15 protein-coding genes are annotated in these 14,199 nt (G+C 70.8%); 7 read left to right on the forward strand and 8 right to left on the reverse strand.

Annotation, left to right across the window (positions count from 1 at the left end; genetic code table 11):
* Positions 1–19: 19 nt before the first annotated feature.
* Positions 20–541 (reverse strand): hypothetical protein, encoded by a 522-nt coding sequence (locus VNW53_RS14470; RefSeq protein WP_325556416.1) that lies wholly within the window; start codon positions 539–541, stop codon positions 20–22.
* A 133-nt stretch (positions 542–674) separates the two neighbouring features.
* Entirely contained in the window at positions 675–1,154 is a 480-nt protein-coding gene (locus VNW53_RS14475; protein WP_325556418.1) for a CinA family protein, read from the reverse strand.
* Between the two features lie 90 nt (positions 1,155–1,244).
* Between VNW53_RS14475 and VNW53_RS14480 the strand changes: the two genes are divergently transcribed.
* From VNW53_RS14480 to VNW53_RS14505, 6 genes are all read left to right on the forward strand, one after another.
* Entirely contained in the window at positions 1,245–2,477 is a 1,233-nt protein-coding gene (locus VNW53_RS14480; protein ID WP_325556420.1) for a serine hydrolase domain-containing protein, read from the forward strand.
* Positions 2,478–2,554: 77 nt separating this feature from the next.
* The gene (locus VNW53_RS14485; protein WP_325556421.1) at positions 2,555–3,040 is read left to right on the forward strand and encodes a DUF1579 domain-containing protein; all 486 of its coding nucleotides are present in this window, start codon (positions 2,555–2,557) and stop codon (positions 3,038–3,040) included.
* 62 nt (positions 3,041–3,102) lie between these two features.
* Positions 3,103–3,333: a BolA family transcriptional regulator gene (locus VNW53_RS14490; RefSeq protein ID WP_325556422.1), complete on the forward strand. Its 231-nt coding sequence runs from the start codon at positions 3,103–3,105 to the stop codon at positions 3,331–3,333.
* Positions 3,334–3,420: 87 nt separating this feature from the next.
* Positions 3,421–3,765: a Grx4 family monothiol glutaredoxin gene (grxD, locus tag VNW53_RS14495; protein WP_325556423.1), complete on the forward strand. Its 345-nt coding sequence runs from the start codon at positions 3,421–3,423 to the stop codon at positions 3,763–3,765.
* A complete protein-coding gene (locus tag VNW53_RS14500; protein WP_325556425.1) occupies positions 3,765–4,190 on the forward strand; it encodes a thioesterase family protein in 426 nt (141 codons plus the stop codon). The genes grxD and VNW53_RS14500 overlap by 1 nt, the downstream gene beginning before the upstream one ends.
* A gap of 273 nt (positions 4,191–4,463) precedes the next feature.
* Positions 4,464–5,942: a serine hydrolase domain-containing protein gene (locus VNW53_RS14505; protein WP_325556426.1), complete on the forward strand. Its 1,479-nt coding sequence runs from the start codon at positions 4,464–4,466 to the stop codon at positions 5,940–5,942.
* Between the two features lie 237 nt (positions 5,943–6,179).
* Here the strand turns inward: VNW53_RS14505 and VNW53_RS14510 are convergent, their stop codons facing one another.
* The 6 genes from VNW53_RS14510 to VNW53_RS14535 all read right to left on the reverse strand — a co-directional run bounded on the left by VNW53_RS14510 (position 6,180) and on the right by VNW53_RS14535 (position 13,097).
* Positions 6,180–8,408 carry a S9 family peptidase gene (locus VNW53_RS14510; RefSeq protein ID WP_325556427.1) on the reverse strand — a complete coding sequence of 743 codons (2,229 nt, stop codon included), beginning with the start codon at positions 8,406–8,408 and terminating at the stop codon, positions 6,180–6,182.
* 66 nt (positions 8,409–8,474) lie between these two features.
* On the reverse strand, positions 8,475–8,825 hold the full coding sequence (locus VNW53_RS14515) for a hypothetical protein (RefSeq protein ID WP_325556428.1): 351 nt from the start codon (positions 8,823–8,825) through the stop codon (positions 8,475–8,477).
* Positions 8,826–9,019: 194 nt separating this feature from the next.
* Positions 9,020–9,637 carry a 30S ribosomal protein S4 gene (gene rpsD, locus VNW53_RS14520; protein WP_325556429.1) on the reverse strand — a complete coding sequence of 206 codons (618 nt, stop codon included), beginning with the start codon at positions 9,635–9,637 and terminating at the stop codon, positions 9,020–9,022.
* Between the two features lie 152 nt (positions 9,638–9,789).
* Positions 9,790–11,115: a DUF1254 domain-containing protein gene (locus VNW53_RS14525; protein ID WP_325556430.1), complete on the reverse strand. Its 1,326-nt coding sequence runs from the start codon at positions 11,113–11,115 to the stop codon at positions 9,790–9,792.
* Between the two features lie 96 nt (positions 11,116–11,211).
* Positions 11,212–12,294: an NAD(P)H-dependent flavin oxidoreductase gene (locus VNW53_RS14530; RefSeq protein ID WP_325556431.1), complete on the reverse strand. Its 1,083-nt coding sequence runs from the start codon at positions 12,292–12,294 to the stop codon at positions 11,212–11,214.
* Complete coding sequence (locus tag VNW53_RS14535) at positions 12,291–13,097, reverse strand: RNA methyltransferase (protein WP_325556433.1); 807 nt, start codon at positions 13,095–13,097, stop codon at positions 12,291–12,293. Before VNW53_RS14535 ends, VNW53_RS14530 begins: the two co-directional genes overlap by 4 nt.
* Here VNW53_RS14535 and bla point away from each other — a divergent pair.
* Entirely contained in the window at positions 13,096–14,154 is a 1,059-nt protein-coding gene (gene bla / locus VNW53_RS14540; protein ID WP_325556434.1) for a class A beta-lactamase, read from the forward strand. The genes VNW53_RS14535 and bla overlap by 2 nt on opposite strands.
* Positions 14,155–14,199: the final 45 nt, after the last annotated feature.

Consider the following 14,199-nt stretch of genomic DNA (forward strand, 5'->3'; position numbering starts at 1 on the left):
CGCCCGACCCTGTATGCTCTCAGTTCTCGGCCGATGCGGACGCGCCGCGCGAGACCATGCTGACGAGCTCGATGTGCAGGTGCGGGCCCTCGCGGCCGTGGGCGCCTTCCGCCGCGACCCTGGCGAGGGGGGCGCCGGCGCGCTTCAGCCTGGCGGCCGCGGCGGCGGGCGTGAGGCCGGCGACCACGGCGTCATAGGCGCCCGGCGCCTCCGGGTCGCCCAGCGAATGGCGCGACAGGCGCCCGGCCGGCACGGTTCCGGCGCCGGCGCGGCGCAGGGCGTTCTCCTGGGCCACGGTGCGGTAGCCGCTCGTCTCGCGCCAGCGGCCCGGGCCGAACACCCGATCCATCATGGTCTTGAAGTCATTCGGCGGAGGCGCCTCGGCGTGTTCACGGCGGTGGCGGCCCGGGTTGGCTTTCTCGGCCTCGTCATCGGCGCTGACGACCGCGATAACCGGCGCAGCGGACGGCGCGGCGGCGGCGCGGATGGCCAGCGCGCTCCCGCATGGCGCCAGCCCGCAGGCCAGGATCAAGCTCGCCAAAAGGGTTCTCGCCGCCAATCTCATGCCCCCAGCCTACGAAAGAATGGCTTCCAGACCGTTGACCGGCGGCCGCACCCCAAATTCGTCATCGTGGGGTGCGCCGGCCTTCCGGGTTTTCCTCGGCGCCTCTGCCCTACCCCACCGCCCGCCTGAGCAGGTCCAGCGCCGCCGCCGAGAATGCGACCATGTTGGCCGCCCGGTCGCTCTCACCGGTCTCGAGCGTCACCGCCATCTCCATCGGCCCGGAGATCGCGATGCAGGTGTGGCCCGCGGCGTCCCCATAGCCATTGCCGGTCGGCCCCGCCGCACCGGTCTCGGAGAGGCCCCAGGTGGCCCCGAACCGCTCGCGGGCCGTGCGCGCCAGGAGCAGCGCGTAGGGCTCGCTGGCCGAACGCATCCCAGCCACCGCCTCGCGCGGCAGGTCCATCAGCACCATCCGCGCCTTGCCTGTGTAGACCACGGCGCCGCCCAGATAGTACTTCGACGCCCCCGGCACGCCGAGCAGGGCCGCCGAAATCAGGCCGCCGGAGGAGCTTTCCGCCACAGCCACCGTCTGGCCCTGCGCCTTCAGCCGCTCGCCCAGCTCGGCCGCCCGTTCGTTCAGCGCCTCCATGCCATCTCCTTTTTCTTGGCCAGCCGCCGCATCGGCGCCCATGATGCCGGTCAATTAGAGCACTCAGGCATTTTCCCGGGAGGATATTTCATGGACGCCCAATCGCAGTGGACGGGCCTCGACGCCGCACGGCTGGAGCGCATCGGCGATCACCTGGAGCGCAACTACATCGCCAACGGCAAGATCGCCGGCTGCCAGGTCAGCGTCGCCCGCCACGGGCACCTGGCCTACTTCAAGTCTTTCGGCCAGATGGACCGCGAGCGGGCCAAGCCCACCGCCGACGACACCATCTACCGCATCTATTCCATGACCAAGCCGATCACCTCGGTGGCGCTGATGACCCTCTACGAGCAGGGCTATTTCCAGCTCAACGACCCGGTCAGCCGCTACGTCCCCTCCTGGAAGGACCACCGCGTCTGGGTCTCCGGCGAAGGCGCGGACATGAAGACCGAGGCGCCCGCGCGGCCGGTCAGCTTCCGCGACGTGCTCTCCCACCAGGCGGGCCTGACCTATGGCGGCGGCCTGCCGGGCGTCGGCATCCAGCACCCCATCGACCGCATCTACCGCGAGCTGAAGATCCGCTCCGCGGGCAGCACCGACAGCATGGTCCAGTTCATGGACAAGCTCGGCCAGGTGCCGCTGCGCTACCAGCCGGGGACGGCCTGGATGTATTCGCTGGCCACCGACGTCTGCGGCGCCCTCGTCGAGATCATCTCCGGAAAGCCCTTCGCCCAGTACCTGCAGGACGAGATCTTCGAGCCGCTCGGCATGAAGGACACCAGCTTCTTCGTGGCGCCCGACAAGGTCGACCGCTTCGCCGCCAACTATCAGCGTGGGCCTGACAAGAAGCTCAAGCTGATCGACGACCCGGCGACCAGCGAGTTCACCAAGGACCCCGGCTTCAAGTCCGGCGGCGGCGGCCTGACCGGCACGTCCGCGGACTACCTGAGGTTCTGCGAGATGCTGCGCCGGGGCGGCGAGCTCGACGGCGCGCGTATCCTCGGGCCGCGCACGCTCGAGATCATGCACATGAACCACCTGGCCGGCGGCAAGGACCTGACCCAGGTGGCGCTGGGGACTTTCTCGGAGACCGCCAATGAGGGCGTGGGCTTCGGCCTCGGCTTCGCCTCGACGCTGGGCCAGGTGGAGACCGGCACACTCGGCGTCGGCGACTACTACTGGGGCGGCGCGGCCTCGACCATCTTCTGGGTCGACCCGAAGGAGGACCTCTCGGTGGTGTTCATGACCCAGCTCATGCCGTCCGGAACCTTCAACTTCCGGGGGCAACTGAAGAGCATCATCTATTCGGCGATCATCGACTGAGGCGTCGCGACACCCTGCTGACATGAAGCTGTCAGCAGGGCCCCGCTAAGCCTGTCCGGCAAGCTGAGGGCAGGACCATGAACGCCATCGCCATCGTCAAGGACGGCCGGCACGACTTCGACTTCTTCTACGGCCAGTGGGCGGTGCAGCACCGGTTGCTGAAGCGCCGCGGCGCGCACTGCGAGGACTGGCTGGAGTTCTTCGGCACAGCCCAGTGCCGCGGGCTGATGGGCGGGCTGTGCAACGTCGAAGAGAATGACATGCCGGCGCGCCGCAGCCAGGGGGTCGCCTTCCGCAGCTTCGACATCGCCCGGCGCACCTGGTCGATCCATTGGGTCAGCAGCACGGACGGCCTGGTGGGCGAACCGGTCTACGGGCGCTTCGAAAACGGCGAAGGCCGCTTCTACGGGGTCGACCTGGACGACGGCCGACCGGTGAAGGTGGCCTTCCACTGGAGCGGGATCTCCGAGCGCGCCGCACGCTGGTCGCAGGCCTTTTCCTACGACGAGGGGCGCTGCTGGGAGCTGAACTGGACCATGGATTTCACCCGCGTGGGCGCCTGACGCCGGGACCCGCTCGGGGTCTTCGATTGAGCTTCTGCGCGCCCGGCGCTAAGCACCGCCGCATGCCCATCGCCCAAACCCAATTGGAAGCCATCCTGCGCGAGGGTTTCCCCGACGCCGAGATCGAGGTCCAGGACCTGGCCGGCGACGGCGACCACTACAAGGCCCGTATCGTCTCGACGGCGTTTGCGGGCCTGCCCCGCGTGCGCCAGCACCAGCTCGTCTACGCCGCCCTGAAGGGCCGGATGGGCGGCGAACTCCACGCCCTGGCGCTGGAGACGTCGGCGCCCTGACCTCCCGCCGCTGCGCGGGGGAGGTTGACCTGAGCCAGCCGGCTCCCTAGCTCTTGGGCTACCCGTTTTGCGCCGAAGGGCCGGACCATGACCGACGCGACCACCGCCAATCCCGTCCACGGCTTCATCGCCAAGACCGTGGAAGACCATCCCGTGGTCCTGTTCATGAAGGGCGTGCCGGAACAGCCGCAGTGCGGCTTCTCCGCCCAGGTCGTGCAGATCCTCGACCACCTGGGCGCCGACTTCGTGGGCGTCAACGTCCTGCAAAGCGACCCGCTGCGGGAAGGGATCAAGACCTTCTCCGACTGGCCGACCATCCCGCAGCTCTATGTGGCGGGCGAGTTCGTCGGCGGCGCCGACATCGTGCGCGAGATGTTCCAGTCGGGCGAGCTGAAGGCCCTGCTCGACGAAAAGGGCCTGCTGGCCGCCTGATGGCGTCGGGCGCGCTTCTGGAGCCGCCGCCCGGGCGCAAGGTCTTTCGGCTGACCTTCCAGCCGACCCCCGCCGACATCGACGACAACGGCCATGTGAACAACGTGGTCTATCTGCGCTGGGCGCAGGACCTGGGCGTGGCCCACTGGCAGAGCGTCGCGCCGGCCGAGGCCCAGGCGACCTGGGCGTGGGTGGCGCTGCGCCACGAGATCGACTACCGCCGCGCCCTACTGCCCGGCGAGGCGGGCCATGGCCGCACCTGGGTCTCCGGAACCGCCGAGGGCCCGCGCTTCGACCGCTTCATCCGCATCGACGCCGCTGACGGCGCCATGTGCGCCCAGGTCAGGACCACCTGGGTCCTCATCGAACAGGCCACCGGCCGCCCCAAGCGCGTCCCGCCCTGGATGGTGGAGCTGTTCGCCTAGACCCTGTCCCGGCTGACGGAGGTGGGGTCACCCTCCGCGCGAGACCGCGGTTCGGGAAGCATCAAAGGCGGAGAAACCCCACCTCCGACCTGCTCCGCAGGCCAGGTTCTCCCGCAAGGGAAAGGGCATGTCGGCCGCCCTCCGCGCCTGAAACCCGCGTCCCCGCGCCCAACTCTGCAAGCCGCCGCCAAGCGGGGCCGTAATTTCGCCATCAGCCCCTCCGAGCTTTTTTCGAAGCGCGGTTCAGCGAACGTCGCACGCCTGGGGCATGAAATGAGACATCGCATCGGTTCGGCAGCCGCGCTGGCGGTGTTCCTGCTGGCCCCAGGCCCGTTCGCCGCCGCCCAGCCGCCGCCCGCGCCTACTGCGCCCGCCTCAAGCCTGGTCGCCGAGACCCCGGCCAGCGAGCTCGGTCGCCGCCTGCTGGCCGCCGCCAAGGCCGGCGACGACGCCTTCCTGGCCTTCAGCCACGAAGTCGATCCCAATACCAGGCGCCCCGACGACGTCACCCGCACCATGGGCCAGCAGCTCGCGGCGATACAGCTCCACGCCCTCGTGGCCGCCACGCCGACCCATGCCGAGTTCCAGGGCTACGATCCAAACATCGAGAGCTGGGTGCTCCTCACCCTCGATGTCCCCGCCGACGCGCCGCACACCATCACCGGCCTGCGCCTGCGCGCCAGCCGCCGTCCGGCCGATGTCGCCGCCCCGCCGCGCCTTCAGCCGGCCGCCCTGGTCGCCGCCGCCCGCCAGCGCCTGGAGGCCGCCGCGGCCGCCGACCGCTTCTCCGGCGCGGTGCTGATCGAGGAGGCCGGCAAGCCGGTCCTCTCCGCCGCCTACGGCCTGGCCGACCGCGAGGCCAAGACCCCGGCCGCGACCGACACCCAGTTCCGCTTCGGCTCCATGGGCAAGATGTTCACCGCGGTCTCGATCATGCAGCTCATCCAGGCGGGCAAGATCGATCCCACCGCCCCGATCGGCCGCTACCTGCCGGGCTATCCGAACCGCGACATCGCCGACCATGTGACGGTCAACAACCTGCTCACCCACACGGGCGGCACCGGCGACATCTTCGGGCCGGAGTTCGAGGCCCACCGCCTGGCGCTGAAGGAGCCCGCCGACTACGTGGCCCTCTACGGCGGGCGGCCGCCGCTGTTCGCACCTGGCGCGCGCGACCAGTATTCCAACTACGGCTTCATGCTGCTGGGCCGCATCGTCGAGACGGTGAGCGGCCAGTCTTACGACGACTACATCTCAGCCCATATCTTCAAGCCTGCCGGCATGACCGCCACGGGCAACCAGCCGGAGAGCGTCCATCTGCCCAAACGGGTTGTCGGCTACATGAGCCGGGGCGGCCAACTCGTCTCCACCGCCGACACCCTGCCCTGGCGCGGCACCCCGGCCGGCGGCGGCTATTCCACCACCGGCGACCTCGGCAGGTTCGCCAACGCCCTGATGGCCAACCGCCTGCTCGACGCCGCCCATACCAAGATGCTGACCGACGGCGGCTTCACCGGCGCGGACGGCAAGTTCTGGCGCTACGACTTTGGCGCCCCGGCCGGCGATGGCCGCCGCTACTACGGCCACAACGGCGGCGCGCCCGGCATGAACGGCGAGCTGCGCATCTTCCCGGCTGAGGCCCCTAAGGACGGCAAGCCCAGCCACCCGGCCTATACGGTCGCCGTCCTCGCCAACCGCGACCCGCCGGCCGCCACCGGCGTCGCCAACTTCATCACCGACCGGCTGCCCTAGGGCGCGCGGCCGGCTCACCAGAACGGCGAGACGTCTTCGGACAGCAGCACCGCCGCCACGGTAAACGCGCTCGCCGCCCACAGCAGCGCCACCGCTCAGACCAAAGGCCCCGCCTTCGCAGCTTCACTTGATTTCCGCATGGGTAAGCGCCTCCGGCACTGAACCCCGCCCCGCTCGCGCCGGCCCGTTGAACGGTCTCCCGGGAGGAGGATGCCGGCGGCGCTTAGCCCATTCCCGTCAGTGTTGGGGCTTCAGCTTCCGGTCGAAGAAGTCGAGCGTGGCGTGGGTGCGGTGGATCATCGGCTTGGAGGTCCAGCCCGTGCGGTGCCGCAGGCCCGGATAGGTCATCATCTCGAACGGGATACCCTTGGCCTGCAGGCCGGCCAGGACCCGGGTCGAGTTCTCGAAGATGACATTGTCATCAGCCATGCCGTGGATCAGCAGGAGGGAGCCGGGCTTCAGGTTCGCCAGCCGCGAGGTCACCTGGGAGTCGCGATAGCCCTGCGGGTTGTCCTTGGGCGTGCCCATGTAGCGCTCGGTGTAGGCGGTGTCGTAGAGCGTCCAGTCGGTGACCGGCGCACCCGCCACGCCCGCCGCGAACGGCGAATGGGGCACGGTCAGCAGCATCAGGGTCATGTAGCCGCCGTTGGAGAACCCAGTGACCCCCAGGTGGTCGCCGTCCACATAGGGGAGCGACTTCAGGTAGGCCGCGCCGGCGAGCTGGTCCTCCACGTCCGGCCCGCCCATCCTGCGGTCGAGCGCGGTCTTGAAGGCCACGGAGCGGTTGGGCGTGCCGCGGTTGTCGATGGCGAAGAGGATGTAGCCCGCGTCCAGCAACACCTGGTCGGCGGGCGAGGCCCAATGCCGCTGCACCAGCGCCCCGGCCGGGCCGCCGTAGACCTGGACGATCACCGGATAGCGCTTTGCCGGATCGAAGCCGGCGGGCTTGCGCATCGACCAGTGCAGGACCTGGCCGTCCGAGGCCTTGAGGGTCCCGAACTCCGGGATGCTGAGCCGCTCGCGGTAGGGCCAGAAGGGATGGCGCGCGTTGAGCGGATTCTCCTCGATCCAGCGCACCAGGGTTCCGTCGGCCTTGTAGAAGCCGGTGCGCGGCGGGGTCTTCGGGTCCGAATAGCTGCCGGCGAAGGCGCCGCCGGACTTGGCCACGTCCGCGGTCCACCAGCCGCCGGCCGGCGTCAGGGCCTTGGGCTCGCCCGGCGTCAGCCACGAGACCTCGTAGAGCCGCCGCTCGACGGGCGTGTCCTTGCTGGCGCCGAAGATCGCCACATGCCGCGCCTCGTCGACGCCCTCCAGGTCGGCGACCGGCCAGTCGCCATGGGTGACCTGGCGGATCAGCTTGCCGTCCCCGGCGTAGAGATAGAGGTGCTTGTTCCCGTCCCGCTCCGACGACCACAGGAAGGTCCCGTCCTTCAGCGGCTTCATGTCCTCGCTGAGGTCCACCCAGTGCGGGCTGGTCTCGCTGAGGATCACGTGGCCGGCGCCCGTGGCCGGATCGACCGCCAGCAGGTCCAGCCGCTTCTGGTCGCGGGTCAGGCGCTGGACGTAGAGGGTCCTGCCGTCCTTCGCCCAGTTGACGCGGCCCAGGTAGATGTCGGCGTCGGCGCCGAGGTCGACCTTCACCCGCGCCCCGCTCGCCACGTCGGCGACGTAGAGCTCGACCACCGCGTTGGGCCGCCCGACGCGCGGGTAGCGCTGATGGACGATGGTCCCGCCCTCGGCGCCGATGTCCACGCGGTCGATGACGTCGACGCCCGACTGGTCGACGTGGGTGAGCGCGATCCGCGTCTCGTCCGGCGCCCACCAGTAGCCGGTGAAGCGATGCAGCTCTTCCTGGGCGATGAACTCCGCCGTCGCCCAGCTCTTGAGCTCCGTCCCGCCGGTGGTCAGAGCCCGCTCCGTCCCGCCGGCCGCGAGCGGCATGAGGTAGAGGTTGTCGTCGCGGACGTAGGAGACGAATCCACCCTTGGGCGAGATCTTGCCGTCGATCTCGTCGCCCGGCGTGTCGGTCAGCCGCCGCGTCGTCCCGCCGGCCCGCTCGTAGAGCCACAGGTCGCCCTGCACCGGCGCCAGGATGTACCTGCCCTCGTCGTCCCAGTGGTACTCGACCACGCCGCGGCTGCGCAGGCCCAGCCGTTCGCGGCGGCTCTTCTCGGCCTCGGAGAGGGCGTGGCGGTCATCGGAGAGCGCGCGGCCGTCGATCAGCCGGCGCGGCTCGCCGCCCTTCACGTCGGCGATCCACAGGTCGTTGACGTCAACGTCGTCGGTCTTGGCCTTCAGATAGGTCACCGCCGAGCCGTCCGGCGCCAGCGCCACGCCGCGCGCCTGCGGGCCGGAGAGGTCCGGACTGGCGAACACCCGCTCCGGCGTCAGGATCTCGGCGCGGGCGCCCAGGGGAAGCGTGGACAGGGACATGCAGGCGGCCACCGTGGCGATGAAGAACTTCATGGAATCCCCGACCCGTTTGCGGGGGACCTGAGCGCAACGCCGCGCCCTTGCCAAGGGGCCTGGCGCCTAAGGCGGGGCCACGGGATTGAGCAGGAAGACCGGCGTGCGGGGCGCGAGGCCCAGTTCGGCCCAGGTGAAGGCGATCTCCGCGCGGCCCGGCGCTGTCCTGCAGACATCCACATGGCTGCGCGCGAAGGCCACGGCCACGGCGCCCGCCCGCCGCTCCACATAGAAGGCGAAGTCGGGCCTGGCCGTGCAGCCGCCGCTCGCCACGCGGATCGTCAGGCCGTCGCGGCCCGGCTCGACGGCGTAAAGCGGCTCCAGCTCGGCCAACGGCCCGGGCGCGGCCCCCGGCGGCGCAACGGTCGCGCAGCCGCCGAGCGCGAGGGCGGCGAGAACGAAGCACCTGCGATCCATCCCCCCACTCCGCCACAGCCCCCCTCAAAGCAAAAGAGGGCAAAGCAAAAGGCCCGGGATCGCTCCCGGGCCTTCGCAATCTGTTCCTCCCCCACAGGGGGAGGTGGCCCAAAGGGCCGGAGGGGGTTTCCGCCGCGAACTCGGCTGAGGACCCCCTCAGTCGCTCCGCGACAGCTCCCCCTGAGGGGGAGCAACTACGACGCGTAGAACTCGATGACGAGGTTGGGTTCCATCTTCACCGGATAGGGCACTTCGGCCAGTTCCGGCATGCGGACGTACTTGGCGCTCATGCCCTTGCCGTCGACTTCGATGTAGTCGGGGGTGTCGCGTTCCGGCGACTGCAGGGCTTCCAGCACCAGGGCCATGTTGCGCGACCGCTCGCGCACCGAGACCACGTCGCCGGGCTTCACGCGGTAGGACGGGATGTTCACCCGCTTGCCGTTCACCAGCACGTGGCCGTGGTTGACGAACTGGCGGGCCGCGAACGGCGTCGGCACGAACTTGGCGCGATAGACCACCGCGTCCAGGCGGCTTTCCAGGAGCGCGATCAGGTTCTCGGAGGTGTTGCCCTTCCGGCGGGCGGCCTCTTCGTAGATCTTGCTGAACTGCTTCTCGGTCAGGTTGCCGTAGTAGCCCTTCAGCTTCTGCTTGGCGCGCAGTTGCAGGCCGAAATCGGAGACCTTCTGCTTGCGGCGCTGGCCGTGCTGGCCGGGGCCGTAGGCGCGCTTGTTGATCGGGGACTTCGGGCGACCCCAGATGTTTTCGCCCATCCGGCGGTCGAGTTTGTACTTGGCGCTATGGCGCTTGGACATGCATCGCTCTCATTCGACCCGAGCCGGCGCTTCTGAAAAAGAAGCGCGATTCCAACGGCGGCCTTCGCGTCAACCCGTCATAGCTCCGCCGCGCGGCAAGCGCGCTGCGAAGAAGGCGCGGTGTATGCCCACCGCTCCTCGCCGAGTCAAGGTCAGGCGCGAACCAGCGCCGGCGCGCGCCAGCGGCCGTCGAGCATCTCGGACTTGGCGAGATAGGCCCGCAGGCTGATCGAGAAGGGGCCCTTGGCCGGCGCGGGCAGCCAGTTGGCGGTGCGGTCTCCGCCCGGGTCGGTGCGGCCGATCCAGATGTCCAGCGAGCCGTCGGCGTTCGTCTTCAGCCCCGCCGTGCGGTCGCCGATCGAATAGCGGTTGAGCGGGTTCTCGGTCAGGAAGAACTGCCCGTCGGGGGTCGCCTCGTACATGGTGATCGACCAGAAGGCGTTGACCGGCGGCAGCTTTCCGGCCGCGAAGCTCAGCCGATAGTCGCCGTTGAGGGTCGCGCCCGGGCCGCTGTCGCTCACCGGCCGCAGGTACATGGCCTCGGGCGGGGTCAGGGCGGCCAGCCCGCCCAGGGCCACGGCGGCGCGGAAGTCGTAGTCCTGGCCGAACCAGCCGATGTCGCCACGCGGATAGGTCCAGCCCTGCACCACGTTCGGCGCGGAGCGGCGGAGCGCGCTCGGCAGGGCCTCGGCGACGCCCGCCTCGATCTCCCGCGCGGCCGCGGCGTCGAGCTTGCCCGGATCGAAGCCGCCGCCGGGCTTGAGGCCGAGCGCGGCGATCCGGCGCAAGACCACCCCGTCGGTGGCCGGCGGCGGGTCGGAGATCAGCAATCGCTGGGCCGAGGCGAAGTAGTCCTGCCACGAGGACTTGCGCGTCGCATAGGCGGGCGGCGCGACGCCGGCGGGCCCGTGCAGCACGAAGCCGTCCTGCACCTTGTGCGCCGCCGGCAGGTCGGCCGGCCCGTCGTTGAGGATCCGCGCCAGCAGCCAGGCGTGCGGCGTCGAACAGCGCACGACGTTCGCCCCGGAGCCGGGCTGTCCCGGCCCCACGATGGTGTAGCGCCCGCCGCCGTTCCCCGTGGTCCGCGTGCCCAGGACGGCGTCGTTGTCGCTGTACATGTTGAGCAGGGCCACCGAGACGTAGCGGTCCCCGCTGGGCGGTATCGTCAGGGTGACCGGCCCCTTGGTGAGGTCCAGCCAGGCGCTGGAATAGAGGGTGTCGTTGTTGGGCGTGGTGATGGCGCGGTTCTTGGGGCCGGCCAGGCTGCGGGTAGGCCGGAAGGCGTTGATCGCGGCCGGCTGGCCATCGCCGTGATCGTTCAGCATGCGGTCGCGCGCGGCCGCCATCTCGATCAGCGGCAGGCAGTAGATGAAGGCCTCGCGCGCGGCGCCGCGCAGATCGCCGGCCGCCGCGAAGGCGCGCGCCGTGGGGATGAGCCCCATCGCGCCCGCGAACGCCAACAGTTCACGCCTGTTCATGCGAAGCCCTCTCCCTCGTGGCCGGGGAGGTTTGGGCCAGGCGCCGACCGCGGACAAGTCGGGCGGCCTCGATTTCCGGCAAGCGGAACTGCGCCGTCACCCGCCGGCCGCGCCCGTCCGGCGCGCCAGGGCCTGGGCGGCCTCCTGGGCCTGCGCCCACCAGAGCCGGACCATTTCGCCCGCGGGGCCGGGCCTGGCCAGGGTCACCGCCTGACCGGCCCACAGCGACATCATCTGCGGATCGCCCGCCTTGTCGGCCGCCGCCCGCATCGCCTGGGTCAGGCGGTTCTGCACCGGATAGGCGGGAACCTCTTCCTGCACGGCGGCCATCTCGCGCAGGAAGCGGTTCTGCAAGCCCCGCGCATAGCGGCCCGAAAAGGCCCGCGTCAGCCGGGTGGCGTCGTCCGGCGCGGCGCGCAGGGCGGCCTGCCAGGTCGGGCCGTTGGTCGCCTCGTCGGCCAGCAGGAAGGCGCTGCCCATCTGCACGGCTGCGGCCCCGAGCGCGAGCGCGGCGGCCACCCCGCGCCCATCCATGATCCCGCCGGCGGCGATCACCGGCAGGTCGACAGCGGCCAGCACCGTGGCGACCAGGGCCATGGTCCCCACCGACGAGGCCTCGATATCCCCCAGGAAGTAGGCGTGGTGGCCGCCGGCCTCGAAGCCCTGGGCGCAGATCCCGTCGGCCCCGGCCTCGGCCCAGGCCCGCGCCTCGGCCACCGAATTGGCGGTCCCGACCACATAGCTGCCGGCCGCGTGCAGGGCGTCGACCTGGGCCCGGGTCAGGATCGAGAAGGTGAAGGAGGCCACCGGCGGCGCGGCCCGCGTCAGGGCCTCGAGCTGGGCGTCGAAGTCCTGCGAGAAGCGGTTCGGGTGCTCCGGGACCTCGAGCCCCAGTTCGGCGTACCAGGGCGCGAGCCGAGCCAGGGCCGCGTCGACCTCGGCCGGCGCCGGGCTGGCCGGCGGCGCCATCAGCAGATTCACGCCAAACGGTGCGTCGGTGCGGGCGCGGATGGCGTCGATGGCCGGGCCGATCTCGTCCGGCGCCAGGGTGGCCGCGGCGAAGGTCCCCATCCCGCCGGCCTGGCTGACCGCCACGGTCATGGCGTCGAAACTGGCGCCGACCATGGGCGCCTGGAGGATCGGGATCGGCAGGCTTTCCAGCAGGGCCGCGAAGCTCATTCGCTCTCTCCTTTCCGGGCCACCTCTCCCCGCTCCGCCTTCTGTTTCGCGAGCTTGGCCAGCACCCGGCCGCGGCCCCGGGAGAGCGCCGTGACCACGCCGCGCAGGGTGCGCACCTCCTGCACCGACAGATGCGCCTTGCCGAGCGCCGAGCGCAGGTTCTGGACCATCGAGGGCCGCTTCTCCGGCGGATGGAAGAAGCCCGCCTCGTCCAGCTCGCGCTCCAGGTGCTCGAAGAGGCCCAGCATCGCCGCGCCGTCGGCCGGCGGAAAGGCCTCGCGGAAGATCGGCGGCGCCGCCTCTTCCTGGGTCAGGCGCCATTCGTAGGCGTTGATCGCCACGGCCTGGGCGAGGTTCAGCGAGCGGAAGCGCATGTCGATGGGGAGTGTCACCACCGCCTGGCAGAGCGCGATGTCCGCGGTCTCCAGCCCCGCCCGCTCGGCCCCGAACAGCAGGCCTACCCGCTCGCCCTCGCCCACCGCTTGCGCCAGCCGGGCCATGGCGGCGCGCGGCGTCAGGATCGGTAGTTGCAGCTCGCGCGGCCGGGCCGTGGTCGCGTAGACCCGCTGCAGGTCGGCGATGGCCGCCTCGACGCTGGTGAAGAGCCGCGCGGCGTTCAGCGGCCAGTCGGCGCCGGAGGCCGAGGCCCAGGCGCGTTCCTGCGGCCAGCCGTCCCTGGGATTGACCAGCCGCAGCTCCGACAGCCCGAAATTGGCCATCACGCGGGCGGCCGCGCCGATGTTCTCTGCGAGCTGTGGCGCGTTCAGGATAATGACAGGTGCGGCAGGGGAGGCTTCGGCCATGAACGGGTTACAGTCGCTTGGCGGGGCGAGCGCAAGCCTTGGTCGGCGCCAACTGCTGATCGGCGCCGGCGGCCTGGTGCTGGCGGGCTGCCACAAGAACGAGGCGCTCACCGCCTCGCACACGCCCCGGCTGAACATGAAGCGGCTGGATGCGGAGGTGGCCGCCATCGCCGCGCGCGCCGCGCCGGGGGTGCTGGGCTTTGGCCTGATGAACCTGGAGAGCGGCGAGTTCTGGGTGCGGCTCGGAGAGCGGCCTTTCCCGATGCAGAGCGTCTTCAAGCTGCCGCTGGGCGCGGCGGTGCTGTCCGAGGTCGACGCCGGTCGCCTGAAGCTCGCCGAGACCCTGACGATCGAAGCCGAGGACCTGTCGCCGCCCTGGTCGCCCATCGCCGACGCGTGGCCCGGGCGCAGGGTCTACACCGTACAGGAGCTGCTGGAGGCGGCGGTCAGCGACAGCGACAACACCGCCGCGGACCTGCTGATGAAGCGGATCGGCGGGCCCGGCGCCGTGAGCGCCTGGCTGCAGGGCAAGAACGTCAGCGGGGTGCGCGTCGACCGCTATGAGCGCGAAGTCCAGCCGGACGTCTATGGCATGGCGTCGTTCCGTCCGGCCTGGAAGGGCGAGGCGGCCTTCAACGCCGCGAAGGGGACCGTGCCGCCGACCCGCCGCCGCGCGGCGATGCTGGCCTACATGGCCGATCCGCGCGATTCGGCGACGCCGGGCGGGATGCTGGGCTTCCTGCGCCGGCTGGACGAGGGCGAGCTGGCCTCCCCGGCCTCCACGGCGCGCCTGCTGACCATCATGCTGGGCGCGCCGCGGGGCGCGGACCGCCTGAAGGCCGGCCTGCCGAAGAACGCCCGCTTCGCCCACAAGACGGGCGCGTCGGGCACGGACCAGGGCCTGAACGCCGCCTTCAACGACGTGGGCATCTTCACGCTCGCCGACCGGCGCAGCTATGCGATCGCCGCCTTCCTGACGGGCTCGACAGCCTCCGACGCCCAGCGCGCCGCCCTCTTCGCCGAGCTTGGCCATACGGCCGCCCACAGCGTCGGCTGACCCTCGTCCGCCCCGTGCGCGGAGCAGCCTTTGCGTCCGCGCCGA

It is taken from the genome of Phenylobacterium sp. (assembly GCF_035569475.1).
Taxonomy (GTDB): Bacteria; Pseudomonadota; Alphaproteobacteria; order Caulobacterales; family Caulobacteraceae; genus Phenylobacterium.

Coding starts and splice junctions, on each gene's coding strand:
- VNW53_RS14515 (WP_325556428.1), bottom strand. CDS start 8,825: ATGGATCGCAGGTGCTTCGTTCTCGCCGCCCTCGCGCTCGGCGGCTGC.
- VNW53_RS14510 (WP_325556427.1), bottom strand. CDS start 8,408: ATGAAGTTCTTCATCGCCACGGTGGCCGCCTGCATGTCCCTGTCCACG.
- VNW53_RS14525 (WP_325556430.1), bottom strand. CDS start 11,115: ATGAACAGGCGTGAACTGTTGGCGTTCGCGGGCGCGATGGGGCTCATC.
- bla (WP_325556434.1), top strand. CDS start 13,096: ATGAACGGGTTACAGTCGCTTGGCGGGGCGAGCGCAAGCCTTGGTCGG.
- VNW53_RS14475 (WP_325556418.1), bottom strand. CDS start 1,154: ATGGAGGCGCTGAACGAACGGGCGGCCGAGCTGGGCGAGCGGCTGAAG.
- grxD (WP_325556423.1), top strand. CDS start 3,421: ATGACCGACGCGACCACCGCCAATCCCGTCCACGGCTTCATCGCCAAG.
- rpsD (WP_325556429.1), bottom strand. CDS start 9,637: ATGTCCAAGCGCCATAGCGCCAAGTACAAACTCGACCGCCGGATGGGC.
- VNW53_RS14530 (WP_325556431.1), bottom strand. CDS start 12,294: ATGAGCTTCGCGGCCCTGCTGGAAAGCCTGCCGATCCCGATCCTCCAG.
- VNW53_RS14480 (WP_325556420.1), top strand. CDS start 1,245: ATGGACGCCCAATCGCAGTGGACGGGCCTCGACGCCGCACGGCTGGAG.
- VNW53_RS14505 (WP_325556426.1), top strand. CDS start 4,464: ATGAGACATCGCATCGGTTCGGCAGCCGCGCTGGCGGTGTTCCTGCTG.
- VNW53_RS14535 (WP_325556433.1), bottom strand. CDS start 13,097: ATGGCCGAAGCCTCCCCTGCCGCACCTGTCATTATCCTGAACGCGCCA.
- VNW53_RS14485 (WP_325556421.1), top strand. CDS start 2,555: ATGAACGCCATCGCCATCGTCAAGGACGGCCGGCACGACTTCGACTTC.
- VNW53_RS14490 (WP_325556422.1), top strand. CDS start 3,103: ATGCCCATCGCCCAAACCCAATTGGAAGCCATCCTGCGCGAGGGTTTC.
- VNW53_RS14500 (WP_325556425.1), top strand. CDS start 3,765: ATGGCGTCGGGCGCGCTTCTGGAGCCGCCGCCCGGGCGCAAGGTCTTT.